General features: G+C 74.7%; 16 protein-coding genes and 1 pseudogene. 12 read left to right on the top strand and 5 right to left on the bottom strand.

Annotated elements, in window-relative coordinates; translation table 11 throughout:
* Positions 1 to 6: 6 nt before the first annotated feature.
* The 5 genes from COO58_RS18530 to COO58_RS18510 form a co-directional block, all read right to left on the bottom strand.
* Positions 7 to 2,688, bottom strand: a complete 2,682-nt coding sequence (locus tag COO58_RS18530; RefSeq protein ID WP_098745920.1) for an ABC transporter permease — start codon at positions 2,686 to 2,688, stop codon at positions 7 to 9.
* Positions 2,685 to 3,416: an ABC transporter ATP-binding protein gene (locus COO58_RS18525; RefSeq protein WP_091579995.1), complete on the bottom strand. Its 732-nt coding sequence runs from the start codon at positions 3,414 to 3,416 to the stop codon at positions 2,685 to 2,687. The genes COO58_RS18530 and COO58_RS18525 overlap by 4 nt, the downstream gene beginning before the upstream one ends.
* A gap of 19 nt (positions 3,417 to 3,435) precedes the next feature.
* Entirely contained in the window at positions 3,436 to 4,017 is a 582-nt protein-coding gene (locus COO58_RS18520) for a PadR family transcriptional regulator (protein WP_091579992.1), read from the bottom strand.
* A gap of 69 nt (positions 4,018 to 4,086) precedes the next feature.
* Positions 4,087 to 4,545, bottom strand: a complete 459-nt coding sequence (locus COO58_RS18515) for a ferritin-like domain-containing protein (RefSeq protein ID WP_091584005.1) — start codon at positions 4,543 to 4,545, stop codon at positions 4,087 to 4,089.
* A gap of 149 nt (positions 4,546 to 4,694) precedes the next feature.
* The gene (locus tag COO58_RS18510) at positions 4,695 to 5,147 is read right to left on the bottom strand and encodes a hypothetical protein (protein WP_176558895.1); all 453 of its coding nucleotides are present in this window, start codon (positions 5,145 to 5,147) and stop codon (positions 4,695 to 4,697) included.
* A 264-nt stretch (positions 5,148 to 5,411) separates the two neighbouring features.
* Here COO58_RS18510 and rimP point away from each other — a divergent pair, with 264 nt between their 5' ends.
* The 12 genes and pseudogenes from rimP to COO58_RS18450 all read left to right on the top strand — a co-directional run bounded on the left by rimP (position 5,412) and on the right by COO58_RS18450 (position 17,109).
* Positions 5,412 to 6,062, top strand: a complete 651-nt coding sequence (rimP, locus tag COO58_RS18505; protein ID WP_091579984.1) for a ribosome maturation factor RimP — start codon at positions 5,412 to 5,414, stop codon at positions 6,060 to 6,062.
* A complete protein-coding gene (gene nusA, locus COO58_RS18500; protein WP_091579980.1) occupies positions 6,059 to 7,102 on the top strand; it encodes a transcription termination factor NusA in 1,044 nt (347 codons plus the stop codon). The genes rimP and nusA overlap by 4 nt, the downstream gene beginning before the upstream one ends.
* A 15-nt stretch (positions 7,103 to 7,117) precedes the next feature.
* A pseudogene (locus COO58_RS18495) lies at positions 7,118 to 7,454 on the top strand (YlxR family protein).
* A gap of 93 nt (positions 7,455 to 7,547) precedes the next feature.
* Positions 7,548 to 10,541 carry a translation initiation factor IF-2 gene (infB, locus tag COO58_RS18490; protein WP_098745918.1) on the top strand — a complete coding sequence of 998 codons (2,994 nt, stop codon included), beginning with the start codon at positions 7,548 to 7,550 and terminating at the stop codon, positions 10,539 to 10,541.
* 76 nt (positions 10,542 to 10,617) lie between these two features.
* Complete coding sequence (locus COO58_RS18485) at positions 10,618 to 11,661, top strand: TRM11 family methyltransferase (protein ID WP_098745916.1); 1,044 nt, start codon at positions 10,618 to 10,620, stop codon at positions 11,659 to 11,661.
* A 41-nt stretch (positions 11,662 to 11,702) separates the two neighbouring features.
* Complete coding sequence (locus COO58_RS18480; protein ID WP_013284668.1) at positions 11,703 to 11,996, top strand: DUF503 domain-containing protein; 294 nt, start codon at positions 11,703 to 11,705, stop codon at positions 11,994 to 11,996.
* A gap of 203 nt (positions 11,997 to 12,199) precedes the next feature.
* Positions 12,200 to 12,703: a 30S ribosome-binding factor RbfA gene (rbfA, locus tag COO58_RS18475; RefSeq protein WP_091579967.1), complete on the top strand. Its 504-nt coding sequence runs from the start codon at positions 12,200 to 12,202 to the stop codon at positions 12,701 to 12,703.
* A complete protein-coding gene (locus tag COO58_RS18470; RefSeq protein WP_091579962.1) occupies positions 12,700 to 13,731 on the top strand; it encodes a bifunctional oligoribonuclease/PAP phosphatase NrnA in 1,032 nt (343 codons plus the stop codon). The genes rbfA and COO58_RS18470 overlap by 4 nt, the downstream gene beginning before the upstream one ends.
* Positions 13,732 to 14,756: 1,025 nt before the next feature.
* A complete protein-coding gene (locus COO58_RS18465) occupies positions 14,757 to 15,308 on the top strand; it encodes a hypothetical protein (protein WP_098745915.1) in 552 nt (183 codons plus the stop codon).
* 109 nt (positions 15,309 to 15,417) lie between these two features.
* Positions 15,418 to 15,825: a hypothetical protein gene (locus tag COO58_RS18460; protein WP_091579953.1), complete on the top strand. Its 408-nt coding sequence runs from the start codon at positions 15,418 to 15,420 to the stop codon at positions 15,823 to 15,825.
* Positions 15,825 to 16,034 carry a DUF6186 family protein gene (locus COO58_RS18455; protein WP_172968016.1) on the top strand — a complete coding sequence of 70 codons (210 nt, stop codon included), beginning with the start codon at positions 15,825 to 15,827 and terminating at the stop codon, positions 16,032 to 16,034. Before COO58_RS18460 ends, COO58_RS18455 begins: the two co-directional genes overlap by 1 nt.
* A 562-nt stretch (positions 16,035 to 16,596) precedes the next feature.
* The gene (locus tag COO58_RS18450) at positions 16,597 to 17,109 is read left to right on the top strand and encodes an adenylate kinase (RefSeq protein WP_098745913.1); all 513 of its coding nucleotides are present in this window, start codon (positions 16,597 to 16,599) and stop codon (positions 17,107 to 17,109) included.
* Positions 17,110 to 17,132 lie beyond the last annotated feature (23 nt).

Here is a 17,132-nt window from a genome sequence, read left to right as displayed (position 1 = left end):
CCCCGGTCAGTCGAGGCGACGTTCGACCGGCAGGCGGGAGCGGGTGAGCAGCGCCGCGCCCAGCATCGCCACCAGCGGCACCACCACCAGCACCGTCATGGTCTGGCCGGGCACGGTCAGCGGGTACGGCGGCTGCACCGGCCAGGACTGCGCGTACCGCTGGTTGAGCGCGGCCAGGATGACGGCGGCCGAGCCGAGCCCCGCCACGATGCCCAGCGCCGAGCCGATGCCCGCGATCACCCCGGCCTGCCAGAGCGACAGCACCCGGCGTACCCGGGGGTCGGCGCCGACCGCGGCGAGCGTGGACAGGTCCCGGCGGCCCTCGGCGGCGGCCAGGCCGGTGGCGACCGCGGCGGCGCCGAGCGTGATCACCCCCGACGCGGCGGCCAGCAGGAGCAGCAACGGCCGCTGGTTCGACGGCGGTTGTGCGGTCGCCATCTGGGCGGACAGCTCGACGACCGCGGCCAGTTCCTCGGTCAGCCGCTCACGCTGCCGCTCGGTGGGCGGGCCGGTGGTGTCCACCAGGTAGCCCAGCGGCTCGGCGGCCAGGCCGAGCGTGGTCGCGGCGGCGGGGGAGAGCACCAGCCGGTCGACCGGGAGGCCGCCGCGCAGGACGTACCCGGGCAGGTGCCGGACCGTCGTCCGGCTGTCCGAGGTGCGGTTGACCTCCAGTCGCACCTGCCCGTCCACCAGGTGCCGGGGGTCGGTGACCACGACGCCACCGGCGGCCAGGGCGCGGCGCGCGGCGGCCAGCTCGTCGGCCGGGGCGCCGGTGAGCGCGGCCAGCGCGCCGCCGTCGTCCACCAGCGTCGGCAGCGAGACGTCGTCCGGCTCCCGGAACGGCTGGACGCAGCGGGGGTCGTGCCGGGTCGAGGCGGGACCCTCCTCGTACGGCCCGTACGGGCACCGTTCCGCCGGCGGACGCACGGCGACGGCCATGCAGTAGTCGTCCGGGCCGGCGGGGCGGGCGCACACCGCACCGGCCACCGTGCTGACGGTGGCGCCCGGCAGCACCGTCCGCACCCGCTCGGCGACCGCGCCGGCCGCCGGCGGCGAACCGGTCGCCGGCCCGCCGGCGGGCATGAGGATCATGTTGCCCGGTGGCAGGCCGGGCTGCCAGAGCGCCTGGCTGCGGGCGTCGTCGCTGGCCAGGTAGACGCCGAGCGCCACGCTGCCGGCGACCGCCGCCATCACGGCCGAGATGGCCGGCGCGGCCGACGACCGGTTGCGGCTGGCGTCGCGCAGCGCGAGCCGGGGCGTCAGCGGCAGCAGTCGCCCGGCCCGGGCGAGCAACCCGACCAGCATGGGCGTGCAGAAGACCAGCCCCAGCTCGCCGAGGGCCACGCCGGCCAGCACCCCGGTGGGCGAGGTCCGGGAGGCGGCGTACGCGGCCAGCGCGGTGCCGGCGGCGGTCAGCAGGAGCCCGAGCAGCAACCACCGGCGGCCCGGCCGGGGTGGTTCGCGCCGCCCGGCCAGGCCGGACACCACGTCCTGCCGGGACGCGGCCCAGGCCGGCGCGAGCGCCGCGAGCACCCCGGCCAGCACCGCCACCGCGGCGATCGCGGCCAGCGCGGTCGGGAAGACCCGGTACGCGGCCATCCGCTCCTGGAGCAGGTACTGCTCGACCAGCGGTCGCGCGGCGATCGCCGTCCCGACGCCGAGCAGCAGGCCGAGGGCGGCCCCGCCGGCGCCGAGCACCACCCCGTCGGCGAGCACGATCCGGCGCAGGTGCGCGGCGTCGCCACCGGCCACCGCGACCAGCGCGAGGTCCCGTCGCCGGCGGCGGACGCCGACCGCGAAGGCCGGTCCGACGAGCAGCACCACCTCCAGCAGGCCCAGCCCGCCGACCAGCGCCACGCTGCCGGTCTGCTCGACGTCGGGGATGGACGGACCGCGGGCCAGTTCCTGCCGCCCCGGCAACCTGGTACGGGTGGTCACCTGGACGCCCTGCGCGTTCAGCCGGTCGACGAGCGCGGGGTCCACCGAGCCGGGCAGGTCCACCAGCCAGCTCGACTCGGCCGGTGGACTGTCCGGGGCGAGGTCGGCCAGCGTGACCATCTCGCGCAGGTTGTCGGGGAACTCGACCACGCCGACCACCCGGTAGGTGGTGCCGTCGGTCGTGCGCACCGGCGCGCCGACGCGGGTGTCCAGCCGGCGCAGCGCGGCCGCGTTGACCGCGATCTCGTCCGGGCGCGTCGGGGGGCGGCCCTCGCGTACCCGGGCCAGCGGCCGGGCGAGCGGATCGGTCAGGTCGACGGCCCGGGCGTCCATCGACCTGACCTTGCGCCCGATCCGGGTCTCGAACGACAGCCACCAGCGGACCCGGGTGACCCGGCTGCCGGCGGGCAGGAGCGCCCGCAACTCGTCGGCGGTGACCGGGCGGGTCCGGGGGACCGGGTCGTCCCCGACCGACCAGGCCGACTCGCCCCAGGCGTCCTGCGTGACCGGGGACAGGTCGGTCCAGCGCAGCTCGGCGTCGGCGCCGCCGAGCCGGCGGTCGAGCCGTTCCGCCCGGGTCAGGTCCGACATGTCGTAGCTGGCGGCGGTGAAGCTGAGGCCGAGGACCGGCAGCGCGATCATCGCCAGCACCAGCAGCGTGCGCCGCCGGGACCGCAGCGCCTCGCGCCGGGCGATCCGCAGCGCGGGCCGCCACGACCGGAGCGCGGCGGCGAACCGCCCGCGGTTCACCGGCTGCTGCCGCTGAGCAGGTGCTCGACCCCGACCAGCGGGGCGGTCGAGTCGACCAGCACCCCGTCGCGCAGGAACACCACCCGGTCGGCCCAGCCGGCGTGGCGGGCCTCGTGTGTGACCAGCACGCCGGCCGCGCCGGCGTCCACCCGGCGGCGCAGGAGGTGCAGCACCGCCTCGCCGGCCTGGGAGTCCAGCGCCCCGGTCGGTTCGTCGGCCAGCACCAGCCGGCGCTCGCCGACCAGCGCCCGGGCGATCGCCACCCGCTGCTGCTGGCCGCCGGACATCTGGTCCGGGAAGCGGTCGGCCAGGCCGGCGACGTCCACCTCGCGCAGCGCGGCCAGGGCGAGCCGGCGGGCCGCCCGCACCCCGGTGCCGTCCAACTCCAGGGGGAGGGCCACGTTCTCCACCGCGGTCAGGCTGCCGAGCAGGTTCAGGTCCTGGAAGACGTACCCGATCCGGCGCCGGCGCAGGCGGGCCAGCTCGCGGGCGGCGAGCCCGCCGAGCGCCTCGCCCTCGACCAGCACCTCACCGGCCGTGGGCCGGTCCAGGCCGCCGGCCAGCGCCAGCAGGGTGGACTTGCCGGAGCCGGAGGGGCCCATCACGGCCACCATCTCGCCGGCGGCCACGGTGAGGCTGACGCCGCGCAGCGCGTGCACGGCGGCCTCGCCGCCACCGTGCGTGCGGTGCACCGCACGCAGCTCCAGCACCCCGTCGGTCGGGTTCATCCGCGCCTCCCGTGCCGCCTCACCGGCGGGCTTCGTCGCCGGCCCGGTCCACCGCCTCGGGGTGGTCCGCCGGTCGGGCCGGCGCCGGGCGGTGCCGGACCAGGCTGGTCTCGCAGTGGTCGAGCCAGCGCACCTCGGCCTCGGCCTGGAAGATCATCGCGTCCAGCACCAACCGCCAGGGCAGATCCTCCGGCTTGTCGCTGGCGTACTTCAACCGGGTGAACTCCTGCAGGGCACGCATGGTGGCGCTGCGCTGGGTCTGCACCACCGCGCGGACGTCCACGCCGGGGGTGGTCAGCGCCAACGCCAGCTTGATCGACAGCTCGTCCCGGGGCCGGTCCGCGCGGCTGATCGGCGTGGCGAACCAGAGCGCCAGGTCCGCGCGCCCGGCGTCGGTGATCTCGTACGGCCGCTGCCCGCCCTCGTTCTCCGGCAGTGGGCGGACCAGTCCGTCGCGTTCCAGCCGCGCGAGCGTGGTGTAGACCTGCCCGATGTTCAGCGGCCAGGTCGACCCGGTCGACTCCTCGAACGCGGCACGCAGCTGGTAGCCGTACATCTGGCCGCGTTCGAGCAGGGCGAGCAGGCCGTGACGGATGGACATGGCGTGGAGTATGCATACCTGGTATGCGGCCCGCAACCGCGGGGCTCCAGCGGGTGACCGGGCCCGCGCTCAGGCCGTGCGGCCCGGGAAGGCGACGGTGACCGGAGTCACCCCCGCCGTACGCCGCCAGCGGGTGGCCCGCAACGCGCAGTCGGTGAGCGCGGCAAGTGCGGTGTTGCGGTCGGGGCCGGTGGTGTGCGGCAGCGCGGCCCGCCAGTGCCCGGCGGTCCGCTCCTCGATCTCCACCGCCAGCCGCAGCGCGCCGGCCCGGTCGGTCACCGGGAAGGGCAGCGCGTAGCCGGCCCGGTCGGCGGGCACCTGGCCGGAGCCCTCGGCGAGTTGGAGGAGCAACGCGTCGCGCCGGGACCGGTGGGCCGCCTCGGCGGCGCGGGCGGCCGTGCGGGCCGCGTCGGTGAGGTGCACGCCGATCACCCCGTACGCCCAGATCGCCGCGTACTCGGCGGCGAGCGCGTCGGCGAGGGCCTGGGTCGGGCCGCTGGTCGGGCTCGGGGCGTACCGGCCGGGCAGGGCCTGGCGGCCCTCGCTGCGCTCGGTGCGTTCGCTCACGCTGTGCAAGCCGGGCGTGCGCTCACGGCCCTCGCTGCGCTCGGTGCGTTCGCTCACGCTGTGCAAGCCGGGCGTGCGCTCACGGCCCTCGCTGCGCTCGGTGCGTTCGCTCACTTCAGGGCCTCCACGTGGGTGGCCCGGGCGGCGGCGATCGAGCCGAGCAGCGCGGCCCGCTCGGCCGGCGCGGCGGCGCACGCCTTCGCGGCGTTGGTCCGGCCCTGCTGCTCGGCCCGGCGCAGGTCGGTCAGCACCCCGTCCGGCTCGGTGACCGGCGCGCCCGACGGGTCGGCCGCCGGCGTGCCGGAGGGCGCCGGCCGACCGATCACCCGGCGCAGTTCGTCGGCGTGCGCCCGGTGCGCGTCGGCGATCGGGGTCAGCCGCGCGGCGAGCGCCGGCGCGGCGGTCGCCGCCGCCCGGTAGCGGGCCTCCAGGGCGAGCGCCTCGGCCGCCAACGGCTCCAACGCGTCCGGCGGCGACGGCTCGTCGTCACGGTCGAAAAGATCACAACCAGTCAGCGGCGCGGTCGCGCCACCCAGCGCCACGAGCGCGCCCGCGCGCAGCAGGCGACGCCGGGAATGCCCCGCTCTGACCTGGTCGGATGGTGTTCTGCCGGTCCCCACCGCACAAGTCAACACCATCTCCGCCGCCCCGTGGGGCAGGGTCGTCGGTGCGCCGCCCGGGCCGCCGCCGCGCCCAAGCGTTACGCTCTGCGCAGCCACCGGGCGCGGACGCCCCGGTGGCGTACCGGCATGGCGGGACGACCGCCCGCGCCGGCGCGGGACCAACACGGCCCGGTGGGCCGTGGCAACAGCAGAGAGGTACGCGGAATGACGCAGCGTGGCCGTGCCACCCGGCCGACGGGGCCCAGCGGACGGCCTCGCCGGTCCGACGGCCCCCGCGGCGCGGACCGGGGCGGCGCACCCCGCGGCGACCTCGCCGCGCGCCGGACCCGGCTGCGCGAGGTGATCGAGCCGGTGGTCACCGCTGCCGGCTACGACCTGGAGGACCTCTCCGTCTCCCGGGCCGGCCGGCGGCACGTGGTCCGGGTGATCGTGGACGCCGACGGCGGGATCAACCTGGACGCCGTCGCGGACGTGTCCCGGGCGGTCTCCGCGGCGCTGGACGCGGCCGAGGAGGCCGGCGGCGACATCGTCGCCGGCGAGTACCAGCTGGAGGTCAGCTCCCCCGGTGTGGACCGTCCGCTCACCCTGCCCCGGCACTGGCGACGCAACGTCGGCCGGCTGGTCAAGGTCACCGTGCGCGGCGGGGCCGGCGACCGGCAGCTCACCGGCCGGGTGACGGCCGCCGACGACGAGCGGGTGGAGCTGGAGAGCGACGCCGGGCCCGTCACGCACGCGTACGCCGAACTGGGCCCCGGCCGGGTCCAGGTGGAGTTCTCCCGCCTGGACGACGAGGACCTCGGTGACGACACCGACATCGACGACGACGACGAAGATCTGGAGGACGAGGAGAGGTGAACATCGACCTCGCGGCGCTGCGCGCCCTGGAGCGCGAGCGGGAGATCCCGTTCGACACGATCCTCGCGGCGATCGAGACCGCGCTGCTGACCGCCTACCGGCACACCGACGGCGCCGAGGCGCACGCCCGGGTGGAGATCGACCGCAAGAGCGGGGCCGCCTCGGTCTACGCGCAGGAGCTGGACGCCGACGGCACGGTGACCCGGGAGTGGGACGACACCCCGCACGACTTCGGTCGGATCGCCGCCATGACCGCGAAGCAGGTGATCCTCCAGCGGCTGCGGGAGGCCACCGACGAGGTGCACTTCGGCGAGTACGTCGGCCGCGACGGTGACCTGGTCACCGGCGTGGTGCAGGCGCACGAGACCCGCCGGGAGAAGGGCATCGTCAGCGTCGACCTGGGCAAGTTGGAGGGCGTCCTGCCCCAGTCCGAGCAGGTCCCCGGCGAGCGGTACGAGCACGGCGAGCGGATCCGCTGCGTCGTGGTGCACGTCGCCAAGGGAATGCGCGGGCCGCAGATCACGCTGTCCCGTTCGCACCCGGCGCTGGTGAAGAAGCTGTTCGCGCTGGAGGTGCCGGAGATCGCCGACGGCACGGTGGAGATCGGCGCGATCGCCCGTGAGGCAGGTCACCGCACGAAGATCGCCGTCCGGTCGACCGCTTCCGGCGTCAACGCCAAGGGCGCCTGCATCGGCCCGATGGGCCAGCGGGTCCGCGCGGTGATGAGCGAGCTGCACGGCGAGAAGATCGACATCATCGACTGGTCGGACGACCCGGCCACCTTCGTCGGCAACGCGCTCTCGCCGGCCAAGGCCCTGCGGGTCGAGGTGGTCGACCTGGCCAGCCGTACCGCCCGGGTCACCGTCCCGGACTTCCAGCTCTCGCTCGCGATCGGCCGGGAAGGGCAGAACGCCCGCCTCGCGGCCCGCCTGACCGGTTGGCGGATCGACATCCGCTCCGACGCGGAGACCGCCGGCCCGTCCGCGCGGGGCGGAGCTGATCACGTCCCGGAGCCGGGCGGCGCGATCTCGAGCAGCTAGGGGTAGACTTGCTCAGTGGCACGACGCGCGCTGCCGGAGCGCACCTGTGTGGGCTGCCGGAAACGAGCGCCGGCCAGCGAGTTGCTGCGGGTCGTCGCGGTCGGTGACAAGGCTGGTCAGACCAGTCTTCGGCCCGATCCGGCCCGCAGACTGCCGGGTCGGGGAGCGAACATGCACCCCAATCCGGCCTGCTTCGCGCAAGCGGTGCGGCGCCGCGCCTTCGGGCGGGCGCTGCGCGTCACCGGGGTCCCCGACCACGGTGCGCTCGCGGAGCACGTCGACGCGCAACCCCCGACGACCGGTCAAGCCCGTCCGGTCGAGGGTCGCTAGCAAGGTAGGACGACCGACATGAGCACACGATGAAGTCCCTGAAATGACCAGGCTTCAAGTGCACGAGTGAGGTCGCTGCGGGTGCTGCCCGCACGACCTCGGAGTGAGGAGTGCAGTGGCAGGAAAGGCCCGCGTACACGAGCTTGCCAAGGAGCTCGGGGTCGAAAGCAAGACCGTTCTCGCCAAACTCAAGGAGATGGGCGAGTTCGTGAAGTCCGCGTCCAGCACCGTCGAGGCGCCTGTCGCCCGACGGCTGCGGAGCGCGTTCGTAGCCGGTTCCTCGGCGCCCGCCGCCCCGCCGGCGGCCGCGCCCAGCGGACCGGCACCGACCCCGACGCCCACCCCGACCCCGGGCGCTCCCCGGGTCTCGGCCCGGCCGACGCCGCCCCGGCGTCCGGCCGCGCCGGCTCCAGGACCGAAGCCCAAGGGCCCGGTCCCCGGCCCGCCGCAGCCGGCGACCCCGGTCGCCAAGCCGGCGAGCGCGCACGACATCGAAGTGGCGGCCGCCGAGGCGCGTGCCGCCGCGCTGAAGGCTGAGCAGGAGGCCGCGGTCAAGGCCGCGCAGGCCGCCCGCCAGCAGCAGCGTGAGACCGTTCGCCGGGAGCCTCCGGCCGAGGGCGGTCCCCGCCCCGGTCCGCGTCCCGGCCCGAACGCCATGCCGCCGCGTCCGGGTTCCCCGGCCGCCGGTCGGCCCGGTGGCCCGGGCCAGGGTCCGGGTGCCCGGCCCGGTGGTCGTCCGCCGGCGCGGGGCGCCGGTAACAACCCGTTCGGCATCCAGGGTGGCCAGCAGCAGCGGCCGCCGGCCGCGGGTGCGGGCGGTCCCCGTCCCAGCCCGGCCGGGATGCCGCCGCGGCCGAGCCCGGCGTCCATGCCGCCGCGGCCCAGCCCGGCGTCCATGCCGAGCCAGCGCCCGACCACGGGTCGCCCCGGCGGCCCCGGTGGCGGTCGTGGCGGTCCCGGTGGCGGCGCGGGTCGTCCCGGTGGCGGCGGCGGTGGCGGTCGTGGCGGTCCCGGTGGCGGCGGCGGTGGCGGTGGCTACCGCGGCGGTCCCGGTGGCGGCGGCGGTGGCGGTGGCTACCGCGGTGGCCCCGGTGGCGGTGGCGGCGCACCCGGTGGCGGTTTCCGTCCGCCGGCCGGCGGCGGTGGCCGTCCGGGTGGCGGCGGTCGTGGCCGTGGCGGCGGCGCCGCGGGTGCCTTCGGGCGTCCGGGTGGTCGGCCGACCCGTGGTCGCAAGTCCAAGAAGCAGCGCAGACAGGAGTTCGACAACCTGTCGGCCCCGACCATGTCCTCGGGTGCTCCCCGTGGCCAGGGTCAGGTCGTCCGGCTGTCCCGTGGCGCCTCGCTGTCGGACTTCGCCGACAAGATCAACGCCAACCCGGGTTCGCTGGTCCAGGAGATGTTCAACCTGGGCGAGATGGTGACCGCGACGCAGTCGTGTTCCGACGAGACCCTGCTGCTGCTGGGTGAGCACCTCGGCTTCGACGTGCAGATCGTCAGCCCGGAGGACGAGGACCGCGAGCTGCTCGCGCAGTTCAACATCGACCTCGACGCCGAGGTCGCGGCGGACCGCCTGGTCAGCCGTGCGCCGGTGGTGACCGTCATGGGTCACGTCGACCACGGTAAGACCAAGCTGCTCGACGCGATCCGCAAGGCGAACGTGGTGGCCGGCGAGGCGGGTGGCATCACCCAGCACATCGGCGCCTACCAGGTGCACGTCCCGCACGAGGGCGAGGACCGCGCGGTGACCTTCATCGACACCCCGGGTCACGAGGCGTTCACCGCCATGCGTGCCCGTGGTGCGCAGGTCACCGACATCGTGATCCTCGTGGTCGCGGCGGACGACGGCGTGATGCCGCAGACCATCGAGGCGCTCAACCACGCCAAGGCGGCGGACGTGCCGATCGTGGTCGCGGTCAACAAGGTCGACAAGCCCGAGGCGAACCCGGACAAGGTCCGCCAGCAGCTGACCGAGTACGGCCTGGTCGCCGAGGAGTACGGCGGCGACACGATGTTCGTCAACGTGGCCGCGAAGCCCGGTATCGGCATCGAGGAGCTGCTCGAGGCCGTCCTGCTGACCGCCGACGCGTCACTGGAGCTGACCGCTCCGATCGACGGGCCGGCGCAGGGTGTGGCCATCGAGGCGCACCTGGACAAGGGCCGGGGCGCGGTGGCGACCGTGCTCGTGCAGAAGGGCACCCTGCGTGCCGGCGACTCCATCGTCGCCGGTGGGGCGCACGGCCGGGTCCGGGCCATGCTGGACGAGAACGGCAAGCCGGTCGACGAGGCCGGGCCGGCGCGTCCGGTCATGGTGCTCGGTCTGACCACGGTGCCGGGTGCGGGTGACACCTTCCTGGCCGCCGAGGACGACCGGACCGTTCGGCAGATCGCCGAGCAGCGGCAGGCGCGGCGGCGGGCGGCGTCGTTCGCCAACTCCCGTGGCCGGGCCACTCTCGAGACGCTCATGGAGCAGCTCAAGGAGGGCGAGAAGACCTCGCTCAACCTGGTGCTCAAGGGCGACGGCTCCGGTTCCGTGGAGGCGCTCGAGGACGCGCTGTTCAACCTCGACATCCCCGAGGAGGTCCAGCTCCGGATCATCCACCGGGGCGTGGGCGCGATCACCGAGAGCGACGTCATGCTCGCGAGCGCCTCGAACGAGGCGGTCACGATCATCGGCTTCAACGTGCGGGCCGCCAACAAGGTCCGCGAGATCGCCGACCGCGAGGGCGTGGAGATCCGGTACTACACGGTCATCTACCAGGCCATCGAGGAGATCGACGCCGCGCTCAAGGGTCTGCTCAAGCCGGAGTACGAGGAGGTCGAGCTGGGCACCGCGGAGATCCGCGACGTCTTCCGCTCGTCCAAGATCGGCAACATCTCCGGCTGTATCGTCCGGTCCGGTCTCATCCGCCGCAACGCCAAGGCGCGGCTGCTGCGGGACGGGGCGGTCGTGGCGGACAACCTCACGATCAGCTCCTTGAAGCGGTTCAAGGACGACGCGACCGAGGTCCGCGAAGGCTTCGAGTGTGGTCTGACGCTGGGCGGTTACAACAACGTCCAGGTCGGCGACATCATCGAGACCTTCGAGATGCGGGAGAAGCCGCGCGCCTGAGCGGTGTGACATGACGACGGCCGGGGCCCCAGGGCCCCGGCCGTCGCCGTTTCCGCAGGCTGGAACAATCTCCGGCGTGCCCAGGTACGCGCTGCTGCTCGCCCCGTCCGCCAACCGCGTCTACGCCGACGCCGCCGGCCGGCTGACCCGCGCCGAATTGGAGATCTTCGCCGGCTCCGGGATGCTCGACGTGGCCCCCGCCGACGTCGCGGCGGAGCGGATCGGCGGGGTGGAGTACCTGACCTTCACCGCCCCCGAGCCCGGGCTCGGCACCCGCGACCTGGCCCACCTGGCGAACCTGTCGGCGGCGTACGCGCTCTTCGAGCGGGTCGGCGACGACCTGCTCCGGCCGGTGCCGCTGCACCCGCTGGCGCACTACGACTCCGACCTGATCACCATCCAGAAGTACGCCGGCAAGACCAACGAGCAGTTCACCCGGCTGCTGCTCAACGTCACGCTGCTCGCCTCGGCCGCCGCGCCCCGGATGCTCGACGGCGGGCTGGTGGTGCTGGACCCGCTCTGCGGCCGGGGCACCACGCTCAACCAGGCGCTCATGTACGGCCACGACGGCATCGGGGTCGAACGCGACCTCCAGGACGTGGAGGCGTACACGGCGTTCCTGCGTACCTGGTTGCGCCGCAAGCGGCTCAAGCACACGGCGGAGACCACGTCGGTGCGCCGGGACCGCAAGCTGGTCGCCCGCCGCTTCGAGGCGGTGCTCTCCCCGTCCCGGGACGCGCACCGGGCCGGCGTCACCCAGCGGGTCGTCGTGCTGAACACCGACACCACCCGGTCCCGCGAGGTGCTGCGGCCCCGCTGCGCCGACGTGATCGTTACCGACGCGCCGTACGGGGTGGCCCACGGCAGCCGCACCGGGCAGGGGTTGTCCCGCAGCCCGCTGGAACTGCTCAGCGCCGCCGTACCGGTGTGGCGGGAGCTGCTGCGGCCGGGCGGCGCGGTGGGGTTGTCCTGGAACACCCACGTGGCGCCGCGCGCGGCGGCGGAGGCGGTGCTGACCGACGCCGGTCTGCGGGTGGTCGACGGGCCCGGCTGGCGGGACCTCGCCCACCGGGTCGACCAGGCGATCGAGCGGGACGTGCTGGTGGCGGTCGCCCCTTAATCGCGTGCCGGGCGGTGCCCGCCCGCGTACCGTTGCTCGCCGTGTATACCGGAACCGCGCTGTTCGACCTGTTGCTCCCGGGCGACTCCCGCTCCCTGAAGGCCAAGCGGTCCTACGTCCGGCCGATCGTCGCCGCGCTGCGCAAGTTCGAGGTCTCCGCCGCCGAGGTGGGCGCGCTCGACCTGCACGGCCGGGCCGAGATCGGGGTGGCCGTGGTGGCCGCCGAGCCGGCCCACGTCCGCGAGGTGCTCGACTCCTGCGAGCGGCTGGTCGCCGCCCGTCCGGAGACCGAACTGCTGTCGGTACGCCGCCGCCTGCACGGCGCGGACGACTGACGCCGTCGGCGCGTCGCGCGGCAGCCCGGCCGTGCCGCGCGACGCCCGACCGGACGCGGGTAATGTTCTTCGACGTTGGGCGGTCGGACCCGGCGGCGCCCGGCGTCGTCCGTCTCCGGCCGACGGCTCCCGATCACGGCACGGCGCCCGACGCGCCGGGCACGGGGTCGGGGCCGGTGAACCGTGATCGTGGAGGTGGGGACATGTCGGATCCGGCCAAGGTACGCCGGCACGCGGAGCGCATCCGTGAACTGGTCGCGTCGCTGGTGCGGAGCCAGATCAAGGACCCCCGGCTCGGCATGATCACGATCACCGACGCCCGGATCACCGCCGACCTGCGCGACGCCACCGTCTTCTACACCGTGCTCGGCGACGCGGCGGCCCAGGCGAGCACCGCCGCCGCGCTGGAGAGCGCCAAGGGCATGCTGCGCAGCACCGTCGGCAAGGCCCTCGGGCTGCGGCACTCGCCGACGCTGACCTTCGTCCTCGACGACGTGCAGGACCAGGTCAAGCACATCGACGACCTGCTCGCGGCCGCGCGCAACGCCGACGCCGAGGTGCAGCGGCTGGCCGCCACGTCCTCCTACGCGGGCGAGGCCCAGCCGTACCGGGTCGAGGACGAGGACGAGGACTCGCCGGCCGGGAACGCCGCGGCCGGGGACGAGCCGACCGGGGACGACGAACCGCGCGGCGGCGACCGCCGGTGACCGGGGCCGGCCCTGGTCCCACCGACGCCGAGTGGGCGGCCGCCGTCGAGGCGGTACGCGGGCTCCCCGCCGACGCGCGGGTGCTCCTGATCTGCCACGTCAACCCGGACGGGGACGCGCTCGGCAGCATGCTCGGCTTCGGGCTGGGGCTGCGCCGGCTCGGCGTACGCCATCTCCAGGCGACCTTCCCCGGCCCACCCGGCGTCCCCGAGCCGTTCCGCTGGCTGCCCGGCGTCGAGCTGCTGGTGCCGCAGGACGACGCGTACCCGGATCCGGACCTGGTGATCTGTTTCGACGCGGCCGGCGACTCCCGGCTGGGCGACCTGGTCGACCGGCTGGGCCGGGCGGGCACGTCGCTGGTGCTCGACCACCACGCCTCGAACACCGGCTTCGGCCGGATCAACCTGGTCGACCCGCACGCCGCGGCCACCTCCGTGGTCGCGCTGGGCCTGCTGGACCGGCTCGGCGTCCCGCTGGACGCGGAGATGGCGACCGGGCTCTACGTGGCGCTGACCACCGACACCGGCTCGTTCCGCTTCGAGGCGACCACCCCGGCGGTGCACGAGATGGCCGCCCGCCTGCTCGCCACCGGCATCCGCCCCGGCGACATCTCCCGGCGGATCTTCGACACCCGCCCGTTCGGCGCCGTGCGGCTCTTCGGCGAGGTGCTCGGCCGGGCCACGCTGGAACCCGCCGCCGCCGCCGGGCACGGCCTGGTCTGGACGTACGCGACCCACGACGACCTGGCCCGCCACGACCAGCCGGCGTACGTGCTGGAGGCGCTGATCGACTCGGTGCGCTGCACCGCCGAGGCGGACGTGAGCTGCGTGGTCAAGCAGTCCGGCGACGCCGAGTGGGCGGTCTCGCTGCGCAGCAAGGGCGCGGTGGACGTGAGCCGGGTGGCGGTGGCGCTCGGCGGCGGCGGGCACCGGTTCGCGGCCGGCTTCACCGGCCGGGGCCCGCTCGACGAGGTGGTCGGGAACATCCGCGCCGCGCTCGGCGCCGAGGTGCTCACCCCGCACTCCTGACCGGCCCGCCTCCCGCCTGCTTCTCCGACACCGTCGCCCGGTCCTGCCGTGTTTGTCGTGGCGGCGTCTCCGCCCGCCGGATGCCGCCGCCACTTGCCGCTCCCGGTCCTGGCGTGTGTTTCGTGGCGGCGTCTCCGCCCGCCGGATGCCGCCGCCACCTGCCGCTCCCGGTCCTGGCGTCGGGTTGATCGGCCCCCGTCGCGGGCTCGGCCCCGACCCCGCCAGCTCCCCGACGTCGTGGCTTTCAGTCGGGCGTAAGCGCGGATTGCGTCGGCTGTCCGCTTCTTGGGGAGATCTTGGAAGTTCGGGGTCCCTCTGGGGGCCGTTTGCTTCCAAGATCTCGGCGAGCGGGCGAGCGGGCGAGCGGGCGAGCGGGCGACCGGGCGAGCGGGCGAGCGGGCGGGCGAGCGGGCGAGCGGTGGGGAGGGAAGGGAGCGCACAGGCAGTGCGTCCGTGTTCCGGAGATGTCCCGGCGCCGGTGGTAGGTGAGGGGTGTCTGCCAGGTCGGGAGGCACCCATGGCGTTCCACTGACGGGGTTGGCGGGCGCTGGGTGGAACGTGGTGGGTGTCTCCGCGGCCGGGAGGCACCCATGGTGTTCCACTCGCGGGGTTGGCGGCCGGTGGGTGGAACGTCATGGGTGTCTGCGGGGTCGGGATGCGCGCGGTCTCCACCCGCCCGGGTGCGTGGACTGGGGTGGCTTGTCCGGTTCAGCGGTGGTGGGCGGCACCCCGGGCGCGGAATTGGCGGCGGGTCGGCGGCGTTGTAGACGGGTGAACGACCGAGCAGGCAGCGAACCCCTGAGCCGCCACCCCCGTCCCCGGGGAATGACGGCAGGCCGCCGGTCGTTACACATCATCCCGGCGCCGCGTGCAGGCCCCCCGCCCCGCGAGCCAGCCGGACATCCCCGGCCCCGTGAGCTGGCCCCCCGGCTCCACGAGCGTGCCGGATCCCCCTTCAAGACTTTTCGCGCGCCTGACGGTGCCCACCCCCCCCGGGTGTGTTGACCCCCGAATGGAGCCCCCTCATGAACACGATCCTGCGCAAGAGCATTCTCGGTATCGCTGGTCTGGCCTTCACCGGTGGCGTGTTCGCCGGTCCGGTCGCCGCCCACGCCGACACCCCGGCCCACGCCGCCGCCAAGCCCGTCGCGGTCGCGTCCGTGCAGGGTGAGCAGTCGCGCATCACCCTGAACGACGAGCAGACCGCCAACGCCAAGGCGATCATCGCCGCGACGAAGAAGGCCGGTCTGCCGGAGCGGGCCGCGGTCATCTCGATCGCCACCGCCCTGCAGGAGTCGAAGCTGGAAAACCTCGGCCACCTCGGCGACCGCAACGACCACGACTCGCTGGGCCTGTTCCAGCAGCGCCCCTCCTCCGGTTGGGGCACGCCGGAGCAGATCACCGACCCCGAGTACTCCACCCTGGCCTTCCTCAAGGGCCTGAAGCAGGTCGACGGCTGGGACAAGATGCCCCTGACCGACGCCGCCCAGACCGTCCAGGTCAGCGCGTACCCGGACGCCTACGCGCAGTGGGAGAAGCAGGCCACCGACATCGTGAACCAGCACTGGACCAAGTGACACCGAAGGCCGGCACCCCGAAACCGGGGTGCCGGCCTTCGTCGTATTCGACGGAATCACGAGGCGTGCCGGTCTTCCCGCGTTACGTCACGCTGGGGACAATCGGGTGATGGATCATCCCCGCGAGCTCACCGTCGATGCGCCCCGGGTCTGGGACCGGCCGGTCGTCTCCGTACCGGTGCTGATCTGCCTCTCCCTGGTCGGTGGTCAACTGCCGTCGTTCTCGACCGCGGCGAACCTCTACATCCTCGGTACGGGCGGGGGGTTGATCTGGGTCGGGCTGAACAACCGGGTGCCGAGGCGTCCGGCCCCACGTCGGTTGCCGTCCGGCGCGCTGTGGTGGCTGCTGCCGGTCACCGTCTTCGGGGTCTTCGAGGGGGCGACGTTCGTGCTGTCCGTGGGCGACGACTTCCCGACGTTCTCCCGCCTGGCCGATCCGCTGCTGGAGGATCACCTGGCCCGCTCGGCCGCCTGGTTCGCCTGGCTGGCCGCGTTCTGGGGACTGGTCCGCCGATGATGCGCGCTCTGGCGATCGGCGGGTTCCTGGCCGCGCTGCTGCTGTTCGCGGCCGTCGAGTGGGCGGCCCGTCGGGAGGGTTCCCGGATCCCGTCGCTGGCCGACGTGTGCGCCTTCGTCATGCGGTACGAGGTGGGCCCGGTCCCGGTCGGCCGGATCGGCCTGTTCGGCTTCTGGTGGTGGCTCGGCTGGCACTTCCTGGCCCGCTGACGGGTGTCCGCATTGCGGGAACAGTGGGCAACATCTGGAAAGTGAACGTTAATTTGGGTGAGGGCCGGCGCTTCGCGGCGCTGGTCACGGGCGGTGGTGCCACACCCGGCATCGCCTCCCTCCAGGGTCAGACCGACCCGGGCTCACGCTGCCAGGCGAGCCGCTCCGGTGATCCCGGACCGCTGCCGGCGCTCAGCAGGCCGACGACTCCCGGTCGCGGCGCGACGGTCGTCGCGTCCGGTCGGAGCGCCGGACGCCCGTAGGGCCGCCGCGCCTCGGTGGTCCGCACCCTGGAAGGACTCGATTCCATGCCGAGCAAGCGCAAGCCGCAGACCGAGACCACCACCGACGAGGCGCGCGAGCAGATGCGCCGCGCGCTGCAGACCTCGATGGACACCCGTCAGTGACGCAGGTCGTCCGGCGGTGACGTCGGCCGGGCCGGGCACCCGCACCGTTCGCCCGGGCCGAGGCCGACGTCACCGCCGTACGCGACCGGAGGCCGCGGGCCGCGACGACGCCGCACCGGTCACCGAATGCCGCACGGCGGCGCTACCGTCTCCCGGTGCGCCGCATCCTCGTCGTCGGCAGTTCCGGCGCCGGCAAGAGCACGCTCGCCGGTGAGTTGGCCCGGCGTCTCGACCTGCCCCTGATCCACCTCGACCGGCACTACTGGCGGCCCGGCTGGACCGCGCCGGCAGCGGCCGACTTCCGTGCCGAGGTGGCGTCGCTGGCCGCCTGCCCCGCCTGGGTGATGGACGGCAACTACGCGGGCACCCTCGACCTCCGGCTGCCCCGCGCCGACGCCCTGGTGCTCTGCGACCCCTCCCGCATCCTCTGCCTGACCCGGGTGCTGCGCCGCCGCTGGACCGGCCGCGCGGTCTCCGACCCCCGCGCCGACCTTCCCGACGGCTGCCCGGAGCGGATCGACCTCGACCTCCTGCGCCACGTCTGGCGCTTTCCCCGCCGCTCCCGTCCCCGCCTGCTGGCGGCCGTCGCCGCGTACGCGCCCGCGATCCCGGTGCACCGGCTGCGCGGGCCGCGCGACGTCGCGCGCTTCCTGGACCGCCTCGCGTAAGTGATCGCCTGCCTTGCACACCT

The sequence above is a fragment of the Micromonospora sp. WMMA1996 genome (assembly GCF_002573675.1).
Lineage (GTDB): Bacteria > Actinomycetota > Actinomycetes > Mycobacteriales > Micromonosporaceae > Micromonospora > Micromonospora sediminicola.
This window is presented reverse-complemented; position numbering and strand designations above follow the sequence as displayed.